Origin of the sequence: Saccharothrix sp. CCNWYY140 (assembly GCF_037401995.1) — a bacterium.
Taxonomy (GTDB): domain Bacteria; phylum Actinomycetota; class Actinomycetes; order Mycobacteriales; family Pseudonocardiaceae; genus Actinosynnema.
Genome location: NZ_JBBEGC010000008.1, coordinates 81,277 through 99,749 on the forward strand (window position 1 = coordinate 81,277; position 18,473 = coordinate 99,749).

General features: G+C 70.7%; 18 protein-coding genes and 1 tRNA gene. 13 read left to right on the plus strand and 6 right to left on the minus strand.

What is annotated here, in order from left to right; translation table 11 throughout:
- Together WBN91_RS07230 and WBN91_RS07235 are read left to right on the plus strand one after the other, a co-directional pair.
- The coding region (locus WBN91_RS07230; protein WP_337729368.1) for a tetratricopeptide repeat protein at nucleotides 1-818 on the plus strand (818 nt) is incomplete at its 5' end.
- A 438-nt stretch (nucleotides 819-1,256) separates the two neighbouring features.
- Complete coding sequence (locus WBN91_RS07235; protein WP_337729339.1) at nucleotides 1,257-1,550, plus strand: hypothetical protein; 294 nt, start codon at nucleotides 1,257-1,259, stop codon at nucleotides 1,548-1,550.
- Between the two features lie 495 nt (nucleotides 1,551-2,045).
- On the opposite strand, the gene WBN91_RS07240 is transcribed toward WBN91_RS07235, so the two are convergent.
- Nucleotides 2,046-2,807 (minus strand): GntR family transcriptional regulator, encoded by a 762-nt coding sequence (locus tag WBN91_RS07240; protein WP_337729316.1) that lies wholly within the window; start codon nucleotides 2,805-2,807, stop codon nucleotides 2,046-2,048.
- Between the two features lie 400 nt (nucleotides 2,808-3,207).
- On the opposite strand from WBN91_RS07240, the gene WBN91_RS07245 reads away from it, so the two are divergent.
- The 5 genes from WBN91_RS07245 to WBN91_RS07265 are packed head-to-tail and all read left to right on the plus strand — an operon-like array spanning nucleotide 3,208 to nucleotide 6,803.
- Nucleotides 3,208-3,648 (plus strand): hypothetical protein, encoded by a 441-nt coding sequence (locus WBN91_RS07245; protein ID WP_337729315.1) that lies wholly within the window; start codon nucleotides 3,208-3,210, stop codon nucleotides 3,646-3,648.
- Nucleotides 3,645-4,055, plus strand: coding sequence for a hypothetical protein (locus WBN91_RS07250; protein WP_337729314.1), 411 nt, complete (start codon nucleotides 3,645-3,647; stop codon nucleotides 4,053-4,055). Before WBN91_RS07245 ends, WBN91_RS07250 begins: the two co-directional genes overlap by 4 nt.
- Nucleotides 4,056-4,069: 14 nt before the next feature.
- Nucleotides 4,070-5,407, plus strand: coding sequence for a replication initiator (locus WBN91_RS07255; protein ID WP_337729318.1), 1,338 nt, complete (start codon nucleotides 4,070-4,072; stop codon nucleotides 5,405-5,407).
- A complete protein-coding gene (locus WBN91_RS07260; RefSeq protein ID WP_443217673.1) occupies nucleotides 5,404-5,631 on the plus strand; it encodes an excisionase family DNA-binding protein in 228 nt (75 codons plus the stop codon). Before WBN91_RS07255 ends, WBN91_RS07260 begins: the two co-directional genes overlap by 4 nt.
- Nucleotides 5,631-6,803 carry a tyrosine-type recombinase/integrase gene (locus WBN91_RS07265; protein WP_337729313.1) on the plus strand — a complete coding sequence of 391 codons (1,173 nt, stop codon included), beginning with the start codon at nucleotides 5,631-5,633 and terminating at the stop codon, nucleotides 6,801-6,803. Before WBN91_RS07260 ends, WBN91_RS07265 begins: the two co-directional genes overlap by 1 nt.
- A gap of 95 nt (nucleotides 6,804-6,898) precedes the next feature.
- On the opposite strand, the gene WBN91_RS07270 is transcribed toward WBN91_RS07265, so the two are convergent.
- Nucleotides 6,899-6,969: transfer RNA gene (locus WBN91_RS07270), tRNA-Gly, on the minus strand.
- A gap of 37 nt (nucleotides 6,970-7,006) precedes the next feature.
- Between WBN91_RS07270 and dcd the strand changes: the two genes are divergently transcribed.
- Nucleotides 7,007-7,588 (plus strand): dCTP deaminase, encoded by a 582-nt coding sequence (gene dcd / locus WBN91_RS07275; RefSeq protein ID WP_337724748.1) that lies wholly within the window; start codon nucleotides 7,007-7,009, stop codon nucleotides 7,586-7,588.
- A 7-nt stretch (nucleotides 7,589-7,595) separates the two neighbouring features.
- On the opposite strand, the gene WBN91_RS07280 is transcribed toward dcd, so the two are convergent.
- A complete protein-coding gene (locus WBN91_RS07280) occupies nucleotides 7,596-8,600 on the minus strand; it encodes a cation diffusion facilitator family transporter (RefSeq protein WP_337724747.1) in 1,005 nt (334 codons plus the stop codon).
- Between the two features lie 84 nt (nucleotides 8,601-8,684).
- Between WBN91_RS07280 and WBN91_RS07285 the strand changes: the two genes are divergently transcribed.
- Nucleotides 8,685-9,065: a phage holin family protein gene (locus WBN91_RS07285; RefSeq protein ID WP_337724746.1), complete on the plus strand. Its 381-nt coding sequence runs from the start codon at nucleotides 8,685-8,687 to the stop codon at nucleotides 9,063-9,065.
- A gap of 56 nt (nucleotides 9,066-9,121) precedes the next feature.
- On the opposite strand, the gene WBN91_RS07290 is transcribed toward WBN91_RS07285, so the two are convergent.
- Nucleotides 9,122-11,398 carry a (Fe-S)-binding protein gene (locus WBN91_RS07290; protein ID WP_337724745.1) on the minus strand — a complete coding sequence of 759 codons (2,277 nt, stop codon included), beginning with the start codon at nucleotides 11,396-11,398 and terminating at the stop codon, nucleotides 9,122-9,124.
- A 129-nt stretch (nucleotides 11,399-11,527) separates the two neighbouring features.
- Between WBN91_RS07290 and WBN91_RS07295 the strand changes: the two genes are divergently transcribed.
- Genes WBN91_RS07295 through WBN91_RS07305 form a run of 3 tightly spaced genes read left to right on the plus strand, consistent with a single transcriptional unit; the run spans nucleotide 11,528 to nucleotide 13,024 of the window.
- Nucleotides 11,528-11,854 carry a DMT family transporter gene (locus tag WBN91_RS07295; RefSeq protein ID WP_337724744.1) on the plus strand — a complete coding sequence of 109 codons (327 nt, stop codon included), beginning with the start codon at nucleotides 11,528-11,530 and terminating at the stop codon, nucleotides 11,852-11,854.
- Nucleotides 11,847-12,428, plus strand: a complete 582-nt coding sequence (locus WBN91_RS07300) for a TetR/AcrR family transcriptional regulator (RefSeq protein WP_337724743.1) — start codon at nucleotides 11,847-11,849, stop codon at nucleotides 12,426-12,428. The genes WBN91_RS07295 and WBN91_RS07300 overlap by 8 nt, the downstream gene beginning before the upstream one ends.
- A gap of 23 nt (nucleotides 12,429-12,451) precedes the next feature.
- The gene (locus WBN91_RS07305) at nucleotides 12,452-13,024 is read left to right on the plus strand and encodes a hypothetical protein (protein ID WP_337724742.1); all 573 of its coding nucleotides are present in this window, start codon (nucleotides 12,452-12,454) and stop codon (nucleotides 13,022-13,024) included.
- Nucleotides 13,025-13,160: 136 nt separating this feature from the next.
- On the opposite strand, the gene WBN91_RS07310 is transcribed toward WBN91_RS07305, so the two are convergent.
- On the minus strand, nucleotides 13,161-16,616 hold the full coding sequence (locus WBN91_RS07310) for a glycosyltransferase (RefSeq protein WP_337724741.1): 3,456 nt from the start codon (nucleotides 16,614-16,616) through the stop codon (nucleotides 13,161-13,163).
- Nucleotides 16,617-16,968: 352 nt separating this feature from the next.
- Here WBN91_RS07310 and WBN91_RS07315 point away from each other — a divergent pair, with 352 nt between their 5' ends.
- Nucleotides 16,969-17,754, plus strand: a complete 786-nt coding sequence (locus WBN91_RS07315) for a DUF4097 family beta strand repeat-containing protein (RefSeq protein ID WP_337724740.1) — start codon at nucleotides 16,969-16,971, stop codon at nucleotides 17,752-17,754.
- On the opposite strand, the gene WBN91_RS07320 is transcribed toward WBN91_RS07315, so the two are convergent.
- Nucleotides 17,751-18,314 carry a DUF5655 domain-containing protein gene (locus WBN91_RS07320; RefSeq protein WP_337724739.1) on the minus strand — a complete coding sequence of 188 codons (564 nt, stop codon included), beginning with the start codon at nucleotides 18,312-18,314 and terminating at the stop codon, nucleotides 17,751-17,753. The genes WBN91_RS07315 and WBN91_RS07320 overlap by 4 nt on opposite strands.
- Nucleotides 18,315-18,473: the final 159 nt, after the last annotated feature.

Consider the following 18,473-nt stretch of genomic DNA (forward strand, 5'->3'; position numbering starts at 1 on the left):
GCTTGCCGGGTGAGGCGCGGCCGTTGGCTGAGCGTGCGCTGGTCATCGATGAGGCTGCCTACGGTCCCGACCACCCGAGCGTCGCCATCAGCCTGAACAACCTCGCCCTCGTGCTGAAAGGTCTCGGCTTGCCGGGTGAGGCGCGGCCGTTGGCTGAGCGTGCGCTGGTCATCGATGAGGCTGCCTACGGTCCCGACCACCCGGACGTGGCGATCCGCCTGAGCAACCTTGCCCTCGTGTTGCAAGATCTCGGCCTGCTGGGTGAGGCGCGGCCGTTGGCTGAGCGTGCGCTGGCCATCGGTGAAGCCGCGTACGGCCCCGACCACCCGAGCGTCGCCATCAGCCTGAACAATCTCGCCCTCGTGTTGCAAGATCTCGGCTTGCCGGGTGAGGCGCGGCCGTTGGCTGAGCGTGCGCTGGCCATCGATGAAGCCGCGTACGGTCCCGACCACCCGACCGTCGCGATCCGCCTGAACAACCTCGCCCTCGTGCTGCAAGATCTCGGCCTGTCAGGCGAGGCGCGGCCGTTGGCCGAGCGCGCGCTGGCCATCGGCGAAGCCGTGCACGGCCCCGACCACCCGGACGTCGCCATCAGCCTGAGCAACCTTGCCCTCGTGTTGCAAGATCTCGGCCTGCTGGGTGAGGCGCGGCCGTTGGCTGAGCGTGCGCTGGCCATCGATGAAGCCGCGTACGGTCCCGACCACCCGACCGTCGCGATCCGCCTGAACAACCTCGCCCGCATGCTGCAAGATCTCGGCCTGCCCGGTGAAGCGCATCCCCTTGTTGTCCGCGCTGACAGGATTCGCGCAGGCAGCTAGCCGTTGCACCCTGCCTTCGGTGCCTCGCGTGTCGCACCCCGTGGGTCTTCAGGCACACGTCGGCGCGACCGAGGACATCGCCGGAGGCTGTGCGGATGCCGGCGCGGGCCATGTGCGAGCGGTTCAGAGAGGTGGGGCCGGGCGAGGGTGATGAAGACGACGGCGCGGCGGGCTGGGATGCACGCGAGTTGCACGGTGGGCTTCGGACCCGATCACGCCGAAGGCCCAGATCAGACCGGTGAACCGGGCTTGACCTGGGCCTTCGGCGTCCGAGCGGGTGACGGGAATCGAACCCGCCTCTACAGCTTGGGAACCCGATCTTGCGACCCTGGTAGAAGCGGTGACCTGCGGAGGAGTTCGGTCCTGAGTGTCCGGTGCTGACCGCTGTTGGCCAGTGCTTACAGCACGCGAGCAGCACGAACCCAATAGCCTGACCAGATGGAGCTGCAACTGACCCTACGGTTCAACATCGATGATCCGGCAAGTGGCACGACCAGGCGCTTCGTCAAGTCCGTAAACGTCAGGATGCCGCACGTGCCCCGCATCGGGGAGGCGGTTGTCATTCCAGGCGACACAGTGGGGACGAACCTCGGAGCTCGACGGGTTGAGGATGTGATCTACGCACCGGACGGAACCGTGATCTTGGACTTGAGGCTTGACGGCCTCACGAACGATGTCGAATCGCAGGTCACGGTGTTACGGGCTGGAGGGTTCCGCGAGCTTGAAAAGTGAGGGGCTTCGTGTCATCCCGTCGGCCTGGCGTAGCCCTATCACGCGAGTTGGGGGCCTGCGACATGCCCGGTTGACCGGCGGGTGCGGTGTCAGGCTCGCAGGCCCCCGGCTCGCGTGATAGCCCTTCGGGAGGCCGTCGGGATGACACGGACCCCGGTCCCCGCTGGGTCGGGAGTGGACCGCTGCTCTTGGTCATCCTGTTGGTCTGCCGCGCGGCGAGCGCTTCTTTGATCTTTCTTCCCATTGCGGTGGCTGGTGGGGTCGGTCGGCCGCTGTCCCGCTCGCCCGGTCCCGGCCCTACCTCCCGTCGCCGGGCGCGGGTGGGGTGGCGGAGCCGGGGCCCCGCCCGCTTGCCCGAGCGACACAGGGGCGGGGCCGATAAAGGACCTGGCGAGCGGGGACGGCACAGTGCGGCCGAGCGGCCCCGCCAGGGGCCGCCTTGAACCAGTAGAGAAAGTCCTCACCAAAGTGAATCGCCTGTTGGCGGCGAGATGATCACTCGTCCACAACGGGGATGCGGTAGGTCAGGCCGTAGCGGTCGCCAGGCACGACGATGTCGCAAGTCTCCACCGGGCGGTCGTCGGCGAGGAACGTTCGCTCGATGCTGAGGACGTGGACGCCTGGTGGGATCGCAAGGGCCTCGACCTCCCAGGGCAAAGGCGCTCGGGTTGTCACGGACTCGGTGGCCTCCGTGACGCGAACGCCGATCCTGTCCATGCGTCCGATCACGCCGAGTCCGGCGAAGGGGCCTTCCTCGGGGCGCTCGATCGGCGTGCCCATCGTCAAGGCCGCTGGCTCGTAAGAGGTGGAGACCTGGATCGGACGCCCGTTGGCGAGGAACCGGTAGGAGGTCTCCATGACCGGGTCGTCCGGCTCGATCTTGAGCCTCGCGGCGATGCTCTCGGACACTTGGGTCAGGCGTGAGCTGGCTTCGATGTCGGCGGTCGCACCCGCGCGCTTGGCGTCGTCGGCGAACTCTCCGGTCTGCTTGCGCCTGCGGTAGCGGTCGCGGGCCAGTCGCTCGATCTGCTGACGTGGACGAACGAAGCTGCCCTTGCCCGAGTGGCTGATGACCAAGCCTTCGCTGCGCAGCACGCCGATCGCTTGTCGAGCAACGATTCTCGACACGCCGTACTCGCTCATCAGCTCCGACTCCGAGGGCAGCTTCGTCCCGGCCGCGAGCGTGCCGTCAATGATCTTGCTGCGGTAGTCGTTTGCGATCTGCGCGTACGCCGGGGTGCCGGTCCAGCGGGTCACCTGGTTGGCCTCCTCTTAGGTGCAGCCTGTCATACCAAGTAGCTTAGCTTCACCCGTTCGGCCTACTGCGACAGCTTAGCTGTCATACCTATTATGATAGGTGTCAGTTGGTGGCTGGCCACCAACAAAACGGCCCGGACGGGGCGGCTACCCCGAACCGGGCCACGGGCTCGACGGGCGGCTACCCGTGAGACCTACGCGCAAACCTGGACGGCAAGCGCTCAACTGAGCGTACAGCGCGTAGTGGATCGGGACCAGCCGTGTCGTCCTTCGTGAGGGGCTGGACATGTCGGCTGTTTTGGCTGGTCAGGTTGTAGAGGTGACGTTCGCGCAGGAGCGGGCGGTGCCGGATACGTGCAGGGTGATCGGGTCGCCTGTGGTGCCCGGGTGTGCGTGTGAGGTGGGGACGCGGTCGGCGTTGGAAGCGTTCTACGCGGCGGTGATGGTGCGGCTGGCGGACGGGTCGCAGCACTTGCTGAACAGCGGGGTGATCCGCGCGGCGCTGCACGCTTCGGGCCGCAAGCTCCCGATCCCGTCGTGCGGTGAGACGGCGTTGGTGGCCCTGGTGGAAGGCGTCGAGAACGCTGGGGTGGAGCGGCTGCGCGAGTTGGGTCGGCGGGACCGGGAGAACAACGCGGCCGTGCTGGCGAACCGCATTGACGCGGCCCGGTACCGGCAGGTTGAGCGCGAGCTGTGGGGTTCGGCGAACCGTCAGGGCGAGGTGACGTTGGCATCGCTCGCCCTGTTCAAGCTGCTGACGGACCGGCTGACGGTGGCCTGCGTCGAGCACGAGATCCCGGCTCCGCGTGCGGCGGTCGAGTCGCTGGCGGTGGCCCGATGACCGCTGTCCTGGGTGGTGGGCGTGTTGCCCATGATGTCGGGTGTCTGCGGTTCCGGTTCAGCGACACGAACCCGATCACGGGCAGGGCGTACTGGTGGTCGCGGTTCGACGACCTGCCCTACTGCGTGTCGCTGGTGGTCGAGGACGAGTTGGGCCTGTCCGAGCACGCCTGGAACAACCTGGTGCGCCAGGAGGCGGCGGAGAAGTTCGTGGGCACGGGCTACTACTCGTTGCCGTTGACGGTGGACCGGCCGCTGCGTGCGCCCCGGTCGGGGGACGGTCCGGCGGGGCTGTGCCCGGACTGTTGGGGAACGTGCGAGCAGATCGACACCGACGGGTCGATGACCGGCACCGTGGGGGCCACGTTCGTGTGCTCCTGTGCGTCGCTGTCCCGGAGTTCCCGATGACCCCGGCCGCACTTGTGTCGCGCTTGTCCACTGAGGACGAGCGGCTGACGAACTTCCTGCGCTCCAACGGGTATCGGTCGTGGCGGGACCGTGTCGAGTCGGTGGGCGGTTGCGCCCGGCCGGTGCGGCTGGTCGGCTCCACCCGGATGGAGACCGGCTCGACCGGGACCGTGGTGGACGGGTTCGAGGGAACCATGTTGGTGCCCTGCGGCAACCGGCGTGAGGCGGTGTGCGAGCCGTGCTCGGCGCGGTACGCCTCGGACACCTTCCACCTCGTCCGGGCGGGGTTGACCGGTGGCAAGGGCGTCCCGGAGACCGTGACGGAGCAGGTGCGGGTGTTCGCCACGCTCACGGCCCCGTCGTTCGGGCCGGTGCACAACCAGCCGCGTACCCGGTCGGGGAAGGCCCGGCGGTGCGCGTGCGGGGAGTTCCACCACGACGCGGACACCCGACTTGGGACGGCGTTGGACCCGGCGTCGTACGACTACGTCGGGGCGGTGCTGTGGCAGGCGCACTCCACGGAGTTGTGGCGGCGGTTCACCATCACCGTGGCCCGCCAGCTCGCGGCGGTGCTCGGCATCCCGGCCGGTGAGCTGCGGGAGCACGTGCGGGTGTCCTACGCCAAGGTCGCCGAGTACCAGCGGCGCGGCCTGGTCCACTTCCACGCCGTGATCCGGGTGGACGGTCCCGGCGGTCCCGGCACACCGGCGCCGGTCGCGGTGACGGCGGACCTGCTGTGCGCGGTGGTGCGTTCCGCGGCTGCCTCGGTCACGGTCACCACCAAGGACACCCCGGAGCTCGGGGCGCGGACGCTCGGCTGGGGCGACCAGGTGGACGCAGAGCCCATCGCCGCGCACACCCCGGACGACCCTCAGGCGGTGCTGCACGACCGGCGGGTCGCGGGGTACATCGCCAAGTACGCCACCAAGGGCACCGGGGCTACCTCCGGAGTGGACTCGCGCATCAAGCGGGAAGAGGCAATCGCGGACCTGGACGTCTCCGAACACCACCGCATCATGATCGCCACCGCCTGGTGGCTGGGCGGCCTGGTCGAGTTCGAGGCGCTGAACCTGCGGCGCTGGGCGCACATGCTCGGCTTCCGGGGCCACTTCCTGACCAAGTCCCGCTACTACTCGACCACCTTCACCAGCCTGCGTGCCGCCCGCGCCGCACACCGGCTCGCCGAACACCTCGACCGGCTCGGCATCACCGACACCGACGACGTGGTGATCGTCAACGACTGGGCCATGACCGGCGTCGGCTACCGCACCGACGCCCAACGCGAGTTGGCCCACGCCATCGCAACCCGCAAGCTCGCCCGACGCATCGGCGCTGACGGAGGTGCGGCATGAAGTCCGTGACGACTGAGCACTACTCGGTGTCCGAAGCGGCGGCGTACCTGAACACCTCCGTCCGGTTCGTCCGGCGGCTGATCGCGGACCGCCGCGTGACCTTCTACAAGGTCGGCCGGTACGTGCGGTTCAAGCGGGCCGACCTGGAGGCGTTCGTGCAGGCCGGGAAGGTCGAGCCGATCACCGCTGCCTCCGTGCGGCGCGACCTGAGGAGGGCCGGCTAATGGGGCGGAAGGGACGCCGGCGGTTCGGCTGGATCCGCAAGCTGCCCTCGGGCCGCTTCCAGGCGAGCTACCTGGGGCCGGACGGCCAGCGGCACAACGCGCCGAACACCTTCGCCACCGAGCGTGAGGCAGAGCGCTGGTTGGTCGAGGTCGAGAGCGCGATCATGCGGCGCGAGTGGCTGGACCCGGACCGCGCCAAGGTGACCTTGCAGGAGTATGCGGAGAGCTGGGTGGATGAGCGGCCCGGCCTTCGTCCCCGGACGGTTCACCTGTACGGCTGGCTGCTGGAGAAGTACGTGACGCCCCACCTCGGCGGCGTCCAGCTCGGCCAGCTCGACACCCCGATGGTCCGGCGCTGGCGGGCGGACCTCCTGCGGTCGGGCGTGTCGGAGACCGTGACCGCGAAGGCGTACCGGCTGCTGCGGGCCGTACTCATGACAGCGACCAACGAGGACCGGATCATCCCGCGCAACCCGTGCCAAGTGCGCGGAGCGGGTTCCGAGAACCCGGACGAACGGCCAGTGCTGACCGTTGCCCAGGTGTTCGACCTGGCCTCGCGGATGGCTGACCGCCGCTACCGGGCGTTCGTGCTCCTGGCGGCCTTCGCCACGCTCCGGTGGGGCGAGATCACGGCGCTGCGGCGGGTGGACATCGCGCCCGACGCCAGCTCGGTGCGGGTCGCCGGGGCGTTCGTGGAGCTGCCCGGTCGCGGCCTGGTGTACGGGCCGCCCAAGTCGCGGGCTGGCCTGCGGTCGGTGGCGATCCCGGAGGCGATCCGGGCTGACCTCCTGGCGCACCTGGACGAGTTCACCGGCCCGGCCCCGGACGCCTGGGTGTTCGTCGGCCAGAAGGGCAACCCGCTTCGTCGTGGCGACTTCAACCCGCGCACGGGGTGGAAGAAGGCGGTCGCGGACATCGGAGTGCCTCATCTGCACTTCCACGACCTGCGGCACACGGGCAACACCCTCGCCGCGCGCACGAAGGCCAGCACCAAGGACCTGATGGCGCGGATGGGGCACGACAGCCCGAGGGCGGCGCTGATCTACCAGCACGCCACCACGGAGGCGTCGCGGGAGATCGCCAACGCGCTTAGCGAGCTGGTGGAGCGCGAACGTGGCGGAGGTAACGATGACGAGGAGGGCGGCGCTGCGGTGCCCGTTCCGGTCGGCTGACCGCACGTGGACAGCACGGTGACGCTCAGACCCGATCACGCCGAAGGCCCAGATCAGACCGGTGAACCGGGCTTGACCTGGGCCTTCGGCGTCCGAGCGGGTGACGGGAATCGAACCCGCCTCTACAGCTTGGGAAGCTGTCGTTCTACCAATGAACTACACCCGCGTGCTGCGGCACCGATCATACACATAGGCTGTCCCCCGTGTTGTTGAGTGACCGAGACTTGCGCAAAGAGGTCGACTCGGGCCGCCTGGTGCTGGAGCCGTTCGACGACGTCATGGTGCAGCCGTCCAGCATCGACGTTCGTCTCGACCGGTTCTTCCGGGTGTTCAACAACACCCGGTACACCCACATCGACCCGGCGGTCCAGCAGGACGACCTGACCTCCGTCGTCGAGGCGCAGGACGACGAGCCGTTCGTGCTGCACCCCGGGGAGTTCGTGCTCGGCTCGACGTTCGAGCTGGTCACCCTGCCCGACGACCTCGCGGGGAGGTTGGAGGGGAAGTCCTCGCTGGGACGTCTCGGCCTGTTGACGCACTCGACCGCCGGGTTCATCGACCCCGGGTTCTCCGGACACATCACGCTGGAGCTGTCGAACGTCGCCAACCTGCCGATCACGCTGTGGCCGGGCATGAAGATCGGGCAGCTGTGCCTGTTCCGCCTGACCAGCGCCGCCCAGCACCCGTACGGGTCGGCGCAGGCCGGCAGCCGGTACCAGGGGCAGCGCGGGCCGACGCCGTCGCGGGCCTACCTGAACTTCCACCGCACGGACACCCGCCGCTAGAGCGGGGCTAGAGCAGGTTGCCGTATCGGGCCAGGACGCGGGAGCGCAGTTCCGGGTCGGTGCGCGGCACGGGCTCCAGGAAGACCTCGTCGAGGTCGGGCCATCGGGCGCGCAGGTCGGCGTCGATGCGCACGCACGCGCGTTCCAGATCGGCGGCGCCGAGGGCGTCGTCGAAGTCGAGGCGTGCGCACAGCAGGACGCGGTCGGTGCCGACGGCCATTGTCAGCAGGTCCACGACCTGCTCGACCTCCGGCACGTCCCGCAGGTACGCCCACACCGCCCGCACCAGCTTCGGGTCGGCCTGGCGACCGATCAGCAATCCCCGGTTCGTGCTCGCCAGCACGAACGCCGCGACCGCGAGCAGCAGGCCGATCAGCAGCGACGCCACGCCGTCCCACACCGACGACCCGGTCAGGTGGTGCAGGCCCAGGCCCGCGAACGCCAAGAGCAGACCGGTCAGCGCGGCCGAGTCCTCCATGAACACGGTCTTCACGGTCGGGTCGTCGGACACGCGCAGGAACGCGAGCGCCGACCGGCCCTCGGTCCGCGCCTCCCGCCGCACCTGCCGCACGGCCTGCGTCCACGACACCGACTCCAGCGCGAACGCGATCGCCAGCACCACGTACCCGACGCCGGGGCTGGTCTGCTCGACCGGCTCGCCGAACACCGTGCTGAACCCCTCGTAGAACGCGAACACCGCGCCGGACACGAAGATCGACACGGCGGCCAGCAGCGACCAGAAGTACCGGTCCTTGCCGTACCCGAACGGGTGCCGCCGGTCCGCCGGCCGCTCGGACCGGCGCAGCGCGGTGAGCAGCAGGCCCTCGGTGAACGTGTCCGCGACCGAGTGCCCGGCCTCGGCCAGCATCGCGGCCGACCCGGTGATCACGCCCGCGATCGCCTTCATCACCGCGATGGCGAAGTTCATCGCCAGGGCGAGCAGCACGGTGAGCGTGCTCTCGCTCTTCACCGGCTCAGTGGCGGCCTCAGCCGGGTCGGGCGTGGTGGTCATGGGACCGAAGGTAGGACCGGATGCCCCGATCCGCAGGCCGCGCCTGCCCCGTTCGGAGCACACCGGCGGCTAGCCTTCCGCGGCATGGGCATTCTGGTGCAGGTGCTGGTGACCGCGATCGCGGTCTGGTTCTCCACGGTCATCCCGGGCATCGACCTGGGCGAGGGCTCGACCCCCGCGAAGATCGGCACGCTGATCGGCGTCGCGCTGCTGATCGGTCTGGTGAACGCCGTGGTGAAGCCGCTGGTCAAGTTCTTCGGCTGCGTCTTCTACATCGTGACGCTCGGCCTGATCGGCCTGGTGGTCAACGGCCTGCTGTTCTGGCTCACCGGCTGGCTGGCGGGCGAACTGGGCCTGCCCTTCACGGTGACCGGCTTCTGGCCCGCGTTCTGGGGCGCGATCATCGTGGCCCTGACCAGCTGGATCCTGAACATCGTCTGGGACCGCGTCCGCAGCGACGACTGAGACACGCGAAAGGCCCCGGTCCACAGTGGACCGGGGCCTTCTCGCGTACAGCGGGCTCAGTGCTGGGTGCCGGCCTTGTCCTCTTCGGTCAGCGGAGTGCCGGAGCCGACCTCGTCGGTGGGCACGTCCGGGCGTTCCAGTTCCTGGCCCCGGCGCACGGCCGTGAGCAGGAGTTGGGCCACGTCCACGACCTCGACGTGACCGCCGGCGATGCCCTCGTTCTGGCGGGCCGTGACGCCGTCGGTCAGCATCACGCGGCAGAACGGGCAGCCGGTCGCGATCTTCGACGGGGCCGTGCCGAGGGCCTCGTCCACGCGGTCGATGTTGATGCGCTTGCCGATGCGCTCTTCCATCCACATCCGCGCGCCGCCGGCGCCGCAGCACATCGAGCGTTCCTCGTGCCGCGGCATTTCGCGCAGGGTCGCGCCCGACGCCCCGACCAGTTCGCGCGGGGCCTCGTAGACCTTGTTGTGCCGGCCGAGGTAGCACGGGTCGTGGTAGGTGACGTCCTCCGCGACCTCGGCCACCGGCACCAGCCGCCGCTCGCGCACCAGGCGGTTGAGCAGCTGGGTGTGGTGCACGACCTCGTACTGGCCGCCGACCTGCGGGTACTCGTTGGCCAGCGTGTTGAAGCAGTGCGCGCAGGTCACGACGATCTTGCGCTTGCCGGGCTCACGCCCCTCGAACACCGTGTTGAGGACCTCGACGTTCTGCTGCGCCAGCATCTGGAACAGGAACTCGTTGCCCGCGCGCCGCGCCGGGTCGCCGGTGCAGGTCTCCTCCGGCCCGAGGACCGTGTACTTCACGCCCGCGGTGTGCAGGAGCTCGGCCACCGCCCGGGTGGTCTTCTTGGCCCGGTCCTCGAACGCACCCGCGCAGCCGACCCAGAACAGGTACTCGGTGTCGCCCAGCTCGCCCTCGAACACGGGCACCTCGAAGTCCAGGCCCTCGGTCCACGCCAGGCGGTCCTTGGCGTTCTGGCCCCACGGGTTGCCCTTGTTCTCCAGGTTCTTGAACATGCCGCCCAGCTCGGACGGGAAGTTCGACTCGATCAGCACCTGGTAGCGGCGCATGTCGACGATGTGGTCGACGTGCTCGATGTCCACCGGGCACTGCTCGACGCACGCGCCGCACGTGGTGCAGGACCACAGCACCTCGGGGTCGATGACGCCCAGCTCGTCCGCACCGCCGACCAGCGGGCGGTCCGCCTCGGCCAGGGCCAGGACGTCGATGGACTCCAACCGCTTCTTGTAGTCCTCGTACTTGTCCTCGGTGATGCCGACCTCGTCGCCGGCCATGTCCCGCCGGCCGCCGGCCAGCAGGTAGGGGGCCTTGGCGTAGGCGTGGTCGCGCAGCTGGGTGATGACCAGCTTCGGGGACAGCGGCTTGCCGGTGTTCCACGCGGGGCACTGGGACTGGCAGCGACCGCACTCGGTGCAGGTGCTGAAGTCCAGCCAGCCCTTCCAGGTGAAGTCCTCGACCTTGCCGACTCCGAAGGTGTCCTTGTCGGGGTCGGCTTCCTCCAGGTCGAGGACTTGGCCGCCGCTCATCATCGGCTTGAGCGCGCCCAGGGCGACGCCGCCGTCGTCCTCGCGCTTGAAGTAGATGTTGAAGAACGCGCTGAACCGGTGCCACGCGACACCCATCGTGAGGTTCTTCGCCACGACGATGAGCCACACGATCGCCGACGCCAGCTTGATGAACGCCATGATCGAGATCCAGTTGGGGCTCGACGGCAGGACGGTGCTCAGCGGACCGGTGACGAAGGACGACCACAGCGGCGGGTCCTCCAGGCCGGCGGCCTGCTTGAACGCCTTCACGCCGAGGATGCCCAGACCCTCGATGATGACGACCGCCTCGACGAAGTAGGCGGCGCGGAAGTTCGAGCCCGCGAACCGGGACACGCGGTCGGCGCGGCGCGGGTGGTTGAGCTGGCGGATGACCGCCAGCGCCACGCCACCGACGACGGTGCCGAGGCCGAGCAGTTCGATCAGCAGCGCCCAGACGGACCACGTGCCGATGATCGGCCAGTGGAAGCCGGGATAGAACACCTCGCCGTAGGCCTCGAACAGCACTGCCGAGCCGATCAGGAAGCCCCACATCACCATCCAGTGCCAGGGGGCGACCTTGCGGAACTTGGCCATCCGGGTGTGCGCGACGAACTCGACGATGAGAGTGCGCAGGCGGGGCAGGAACGGCCCGTTGCGCGTCGAGTCGGGCTGGCCCAGGCGGATGATCTTGATCATCCGGACCACACCGGCGACGAACAGACCCCAGGCGTACACGCTGACGGCGACGCCGATGGCGCCGAGGGTGAGCTGGAGGGCTCCCATGTGGTGGCGGCCTTTCTCGTCAGTCTCCTGGCTGGGCAGACTACGCCGGATTACTGGTCGGTAACCACTCGAGCGTGGCCGATCACATAAACTAGTTGAACGTTCGTTCCACTAGTCGGAGGGCATCCCGTGGCGTATCTGCTGCTCGCGCTGGCCATCGTGGGCGAGGTGACCGCGACCGTCTCGCTCAAGCTCAGCGACGGGTTCACCCGTCCGTTGCCGGTGGTGGCGGTCGTCGTCGGGTACGTGGTGGCGTTCGCGTCGCTGGGGTTCGTGCTCAAGCTCGGCATGCCGCTCGGGATCGCCTACGCGATCTGGTGCGCGTTCGGCATCGCGGCCGTGGCGGCGATCGGGGTCGTGCTGTTCAAGGAGCCGCTCAACCCGACCGTCGTCGTCGGGTTGGTGCTGGTGGTGGCCGGTGTCGTCGCCATCGAGGTGGGCAGCGCCAGTGGCTGACGCCGGCCGGGTCACGCCGGTCGACGCGCGGCGGAGCCGGGGCGTGCCGGCCGACGGCCGCCGGGCGCGCGGTGACCGGCGGCGGCGGGCGATCCTCGCGGCGACGCTGCGGGTGATCGAGCGCGAGGGCGTGTCCGGGGTGTCGCACCGGTCGGTGGCGCGGGAGGCGGACGTGCCGGTGTCGTCCACGGCGTACTACTACGCCACGTTGGACGACCTGCTGATCGCTTGCCTGAAGTGGTCGGCCAGCGAGATGGCGGTGGCCTTCGGATCGGTGAGCCCCACACCGTCGTCGGTGGCCCGGTTCCTGGCCGACGCGGTCGGGCCGCACCGGGGTCGGACGCTCGCCGAGTACGAGCTCTACCTGTTCGCGGCCCGGCGGCCCGAGCTGCGGCCGGCGGCCCGGCGGTGGATCACCCTGCTGTCGTCGGTGTTCGGCACCATGCAGCCCGCGGCGTTCCTGGGGTTCGTCGCGGCGCTGGACGGGCTGCTGATCCAAGGCCTGATCGCGGATTTCCCCCCAACGGCGGAACAGTTGGAGCCGGTCGTGTCCCTTCTGATGCCACCACGATGACCTTCACGCGGGACACTGGTGTCATGAGGTTCGCCGGGCGTGAGTCGTGGCAGGTGTCCCACGGCACGAACCAGACGGTCAACACCGCTCTGTTCCTGCGGGACACGCTGGCGCTGTCGGTCGACACCGTCCCGGAGCTGCCCGGCCTGGACCCGTCGGTCCCCGTCTTCGTGCCACCGGGCGTCGACCGGGCGGGCGCGACGGAGGAGTGGCTCGGCTGGTGGGCCGACGTCCTGGACTACGCCCGCACCGAGGTGCCGTCCGTCGCCCCCATCGACCCGGCCGGTCCCTCGCTGGCGGTCCGCCCGGCCCTGCGCGCGGCCGTGCTCGCCCTCCAGGACGCCGCCGCCGAGTACGACCGGCGGCACGCGAACCGGACCCCGGGCGCCCTGCCGATCGGCGAGGTGGTGCGCGGGGTGGAGAACCGGATCGGCCGGTACGTGAAGCCGTTCCGGCTGGTGATCACCGTCGTCTCGGTGCAGGGGCTGGTGTGGGAGCGGATGACCGAGTCCCACGTGATCGCCTCCGAACGCTTCCTCGGCGACCCGGCCCGCTGCGCGCCGGCCCTGCGCACGGTCGTGGAGTCACTGGCCTAACCGCAGTCGCCACGCGGCCCGACCTGACCGAGGTCGCCACGCCCACCGGCCCAGCCCGACCGCGGTCGCCTGCGCACCGGCCCGACCGACCCCGTCCCTGGCGGCCCTCCAAGCGGTCCGCGCTCCCGCCGACCGCCTACTCGCAGTCGGCCAGCAGCTGCTTCGCGGCGCCCGCCCAAGTCAGCTTCTCCGCCAGCCGGCGGCGCAGCCACGCCGCGTCCTCGAACGCCGCCCGCCTGTTGCGCAGCACCGCCGACACGGCCCGTTCCCAGGCCTCCGCGTCCACGTCGACAGCGCCGGTCACCGGCACCACGAACCGCTCGGCGTCCTCCGGGAGCAGCTCGACCAGCAGCTCGCCCAACCCGCTCTCGCCGCTCACCAGCACGGGCGTCCCGGCCACGATCGCCTCCAGCCCGACCAGCCCGAAACCCTCCGCCCGCGAGGGCATCAGCACCAGGCTCGCGGTGTGCAGGTCGTCCGCGAGCTTCGCCGCGTCGGTCGAGTAGGTCCGCACCACCGGTCGCAGCGAGGGGTCCGACCAGGCCACCAGCCGGTCGCGGAGCTGCTCGGACGTGTTCGCCGGCGCGCCGCGCACCTTCAGCTCCAGCCGTGCCGCGTTCTGCGCCCGCCGTCGGATGGCGCCGGCCACCGCGCGGGCCGCGATGTCGAGGCCCTTGAGCTCGGCGTCCTCGGCCCGCCCGAACACCAGCACCGACCACGGCGTGCCCGGCGGTGGCTCCCGGACCGCGTGCTCCGCGTCGTCGAAGCCGGGGTCCATCCGCAGCACCTTCGTGCCGGCCGGGGAGAAGTCGCGCACGTAGCGCCCGTGCAGCCGCGGTCCGACGGCGACCACGCGGTGGGCGTCCCGCCCGAGGTCCAGCTCCTCCTGGTGGCGGGTCTCGGCGAGCACACCCGTGTCGTCGTCGCGGCCGGTCTTGAACCACTCGATCTCGTCCGGCGCCATGTGGATGAAGTGCAGCCGGCGCGCTTCGGGGAAGTCGTCCAGCAGTCCGTCCGCCGCGCGCCCGGTGATCCGGCCGTGGCCGATCACGAGGTCGGGCACGACGCCCGGCGGCAGCTCGGGACGGCGTCCGATGACCTCCAGCGCGGAGCCGCCGCGCCCGCGGGCGGGCTTGACCAGCGTCACGCCCAGCTCGGCCGCCGCGGCGATCTCCTGTTCGGTGGCGTGCGGGGCGGTGCAGAAGACCCGTGCCCCGGCCGTCGCCAACGCCACGCACAGCCGCCGGTTGAACGTGCTCAGGCCGCCGTGCGCGGAGGACCACTCGGTCGCGACGGCGAGCACGGTCGGCCTGCCGTCGGCGGCGGGCTCGGTGGTCACGGGTTCCTCCGTGCGGTGTTGCGGCAGCACCGGGCCGCCGTACTGGGGGCGGTGGACGTTGCCCGGCTGCCCGGTGATCGCGGGCGGCAGCACCGGGATGTGGAACGACGGGTTGAACTCGCCCTCCGTCGCGATGTGGTGGTCCCAGAGGTGCAGCAGCCGGGACTTGATCTCCCGCGGCTTCGTCGGGACGTCGTCGGTGTCGAGGTACTCGCCGAGCTTCCGCGACGCCTGGACCGCGTTCCCGTCGGACAGCTCGACCAGCGCGGCCAGCCAGGTCTTGCCCTCGCGGGGCATGCGGCGGTTCGAGGTGTCCCGCGCGCCCCGCAACGCCGCTCGCGCCTTGTCCGGCTCACCCTCCGCGAGCCACCCGACGGCCTCGGCGACGTGGAAGTGCACCAAGGGCTTCGAGTCCGCGGCGACCGCGCCGTGCGCCCGTTCCGCGCTCTCCCGCCACCGGCCCCGGTGCTGGAGCAGCAGGATGTCGCCGAGGATGGCCTGCGGGCCGAGCCCGTCCAGCCCGCGCAGCCACTCGCACACCTCCTCCAGCAGCGCCGGGTCGCTCTCGCCCGCCGCGTAGAACAGGGCGTGCTGGGCCAGCCGGTAGCGGTCGTGCCGGGGCACCGCACGGCAGCCCTTGCGCAGTTCGGCGACGGCTTCCGCCGGGCGCCCGTCGGCGGCCAGCGCCGCGCCGACGGCCGTGTAGACGCGGTACAGGTAGTGGCGGACGTGCCGGGCCGCCTCGCGCCCCGCCTGGACGGCGGCCTGCAAGCCCTCGACCTGCCGCACCAGCTGCACCCACAGGATCCACGGGTAGCTCGTCGTCTTGCCCCGGGTCGCCCGCTCGGCCTGCGCGAGCGCGCGCGGCAGGTCGCCGGGCCGGCCCCGGCCGCGCAGCAGCGAGGCCAGGTGGTAGCTCAGACCGGGGTCGTCGACCTCGCTCAGGTAGGCGGTCAGCAGGGTGATCCGGCCGTCCCGCTCGGCCTCCAGGAGCCGTTGCGCGCGCTCGTCGGAGTACTGGCCCAGGTAGCGCGCGAGCTGCTCGTGCACCTCGGCGAGGACGTCGTCGGCCGCCGCTTTGCGCAGGTGCCGCTGGGCGCGTTCCAGCGCGGTGCCCAGGCGGGACTCGCTGGTCCGCGAGAGGTCCTTGGCGCGCAACGGTCGCGCGTACCACTCGCCGGCCCGCCGGTGGGCGTCGCGCCACTCGGTCTCCCGGCCGTGCCGGCGGAACAGGTCCAGCTCGCGGACCACCGGGTGCACCTTGCACGAGGACGCGCGGCCCTCCAGCAGGTACCGGCCCAGCAGCTCGCGGGTCAGCTCCTGGGCGTCGCCGTACCGCCCGATCATGGCCTCGCGCAGGTCGGCGTCGGCCCCGTCGTCCAGGACGGACAGGTCCTCCAGCGCGCGCCGGGCGCCGTCGTCGGGCAGCCCCTCCGTGGCCTTCGCGACGAGGGCGCGCTCGATGGCCTCGACCAGGTCCGGCTCGGCGGGACCGGCGTCGGGGTCGAGGTCGGGGCCGAGCAGCTGCGCCAGCTCGTGCACGCCCAGCAGGGACCCCAGCAGCCGCAGCACGCGGGGGTTCGCGCCGAGGCGCTCCACGGTCCGCTCCCGCAGCTCGACCGGGAACAGCTGCTCGGGGTCCACCCCGGACGGCATGCCGTCGAGCACGATCCGGACGGCGTCGGCCACTCCCGGCCTGGGCAGGGTGGCGACGTGGAACGGCTCGGTCCACACCGGGTCGACCGTCCGGTTGGACACCAGCCACAGCCCGCCGCGGCCGGGCCGGTCGACGAGCTTGGCCAGCTCGTCCGCGAACGGCTGCTCCGGCCGCCCGTCGGCGCCCAACAGCCGCTGGAACTCGTCGATGACGACCAGCGCGCCACGGCGCAGCAACGTCGACAGCGTGATGAACAGCCCCCGCCGCCGCTGCACGTCCTCGGCGACGTCGATGCCCACGTGCTCCATCTCGGTGCGCAGGCGCTCGAGCAGTTCGGCTTCCAGGTCGACGCGCGTCCCCTCGTCGACGCGGCGCGGCGGCACCTCGATCGACAGCGTCTGGATGCCGAGGACGTCGGCGCGCTTGCGCAGCGGCCCCACCACGCCCTGGGACTTGCCGATGCCGGACAGCCCGGTCAGCACCCCGGAGCGCCGGTCGACCCGCCAAGCCCGCCACAGGGCCGCTGCCACCTGCTGCCGTTCGCGGCCGTCCAAGCCGGCGAGCGGTTCGTCGACGTCCTCGCGCTCGTCCGCCACCAGCGCATTTTTCCACACTGGCCGCGGTCCACGGCTTCGCCGCGCAATTCGGCGCGGTCGGCGGCCGATCGGCCCACGCTGTTCGGCCGAATGTCGCCAACGGTCGTGATCAGGGCGCTGAGCAGCGGTGACAGTGCCGGTGGAGGACGCTCCGCGCACCTTTCCGCCGGATGCCTCCCGATTGTTCCCGGCGTTTTCGTGGAAAGCCGAAACCCGAAAGCCGGGCGCGTTCCGCCCGGCCGGGGGGTGGGGACAGCCCTACCGCGGGTCGGGGGTCCTCCTGGTGTCGGCGGGGGTGGGCGGCGCTTACGTTTGTCGTGTCGAACGTGGTCGTAGTCCGAGGGGGGCAGTGGTGGTCAAGCGGGTCGTGTGGGCGGTGGTCGGGGTCGTTGCGCTGGTGGGGGTGCTGGCCGGGTGCGTGCGGTTGGTGCAGGAGAGGTTCTCCGACCAGGGCAGCGTGACCGAGAAGGTGGTCGCCGTCCGCGTGCAGAACGGCTCCGGGCGGGTCACCGTGCGCGGTAGTGACGGGGCCACCTCGGTCGAGGTCAAGCGGAACGTCGAGTACGCGCGCAACTCCGACAAGCCGTCCATGACCTACCGCGTGGAGGGGGACACCCTCGTGCTGGACGACTGCGGTCGGAACTGCTCGGTGGACTACGAGGTCACCGTGCCCGGCAAGGACGTGAAGGTCGTCGGCAACAACGGGTCCGGCGACGTCACCTTCGAGCGGGTCGCCAGTGTGGACATCGAAGTCGGGTCCGGCGACGTGCACGTCCGGGACGTCTCCGGCGCGGTGAAGGTCCTGAACGGGTCCGGGGACGTGGACGCCTCCAACATCGGCGGGTCGTTCAAGGGTGAAGTGGGGTCCGGTCGGGCCAAGGTGTCCGACATGCGCGGCGAGGTGGCGATCGTGAACAGCTCCGGGGACGTCGAGGTCGGCATGGCGGCCGTGCAGCCGGTGCGGGCCGAGTCCGGGTCCGGTGACGTGCAGGTCCGGTTGCCGAAGGGGACCTACCGGGTGGAGGCCGAGACCGGCAGCGGCGACCGGACCGTGGGGGTGGCCACCGACCCGGCCGCGCAGATCGCCGTGCTGGTGAAGTCCGGTAGCGGGGACGTGAGCGTGGAGCCCGCGCTCTAGGCGTTCTGCTCGTACGCGGCCCGCAACAGGGCCTCCACCTCGCCGTCCACCTCGTCGGTCCCGGCCAGAGACAGCTTGTGCGTCGACTGGCCGGGACCGCCTGGCGTGAGGCGGTCGCTCGCCGGGGCGTCTGTGAACCGCAGGCCGAGGACCACGTGGGTGGTCAGCGCCTGGACGGCCGCGAACTGCCGGCCGCGCACGAACGGGACGTAGGTCGACCGGCCCTCCACGCGGACGTCCTCGCCCAGGCCCAGCGCGAGGACCTCGACCCGGTCGTACACGGGTCGCAGGGACGCCTTGCGACCGGTGTACTGGGAGTCGACGTACTCCGCGGTGGTCGGCTCGACCCACCCGGCGGCGCGCGCGGCGGCGTCGGCGATGGTCCACTGCGAGTTCTGCTTGACGCCGTGGGTGTCGCGCAGCCACGCCCGCACGGCCTTCTGGTCCAGCGGGTCGAGGCCGGACGCGGCCACCAGGTCGACCCATTCGTCCAGCGTGCGGCCGGTGCGCTCCTTCATGGACGCGGCGATGGCGGACATCATGTCGGCGGGTGAGTCCATGCCGAGAGTGTCCCGGATCACGTCCGCTCGGGAACACCCGAAGGCCCCCGCCCGTTGGACAGGCAGAGAAATTGAGCCCAGTGGACTCAAGTCCGCAGATCCTGGCAAACTTGAGCGCACGCCGCTCAACGCGGGGCTCTCACAGACGCACTACCAGGA

Coding starts and splice junctions, on each gene's coding strand:
- WBN91_RS07235 (WP_337729339.1), top strand. CDS start 1,257: ATGGAGCTGCAACTGACCCTACGGTTCAACATCGATGATCCGGCAAGT.
- WBN91_RS07250 (WP_337729314.1), top strand. CDS start 3,645: ATGACCGCTGTCCTGGGTGGTGGGCGTGTTGCCCATGATGTCGGGTGT.
- WBN91_RS07260 (WP_443217673.1), top strand. CDS start 5,404: ATGAAGTCCGTGACGACTGAGCACTACTCGGTGTCCGAAGCGGCGGCG.
- WBN91_RS07265 (WP_337729313.1), top strand. CDS start 5,631: ATGGGGCGGAAGGGACGCCGGCGGTTCGGCTGGATCCGCAAGCTGCCC.
- WBN91_RS07280 (WP_337724747.1), bottom strand. CDS start 8,600: ATGACCACCACGCCCGACCCGGCTGAGGCCGCCACTGAGCCGGTGAAG.
- WBN91_RS07285 (WP_337724746.1), top strand. CDS start 8,685: ATGGGCATTCTGGTGCAGGTGCTGGTGACCGCGATCGCGGTCTGGTTC.
- WBN91_RS07290 (WP_337724745.1), bottom strand. CDS start 11,398: ATGGGAGCCCTCCAGCTCACCCTCGGCGCCATCGGCGTCGCCGTCAGC.
- WBN91_RS07305 (WP_337724742.1), top strand. CDS start 12,452: ATGAGGTTCGCCGGGCGTGAGTCGTGGCAGGTGTCCCACGGCACGAAC.
- WBN91_RS07320 (WP_337724739.1), bottom strand. CDS start 18,314: ATGGACTCACCCGCCGACATGATGTCCGCCATCGCCGCGTCCATGAAG.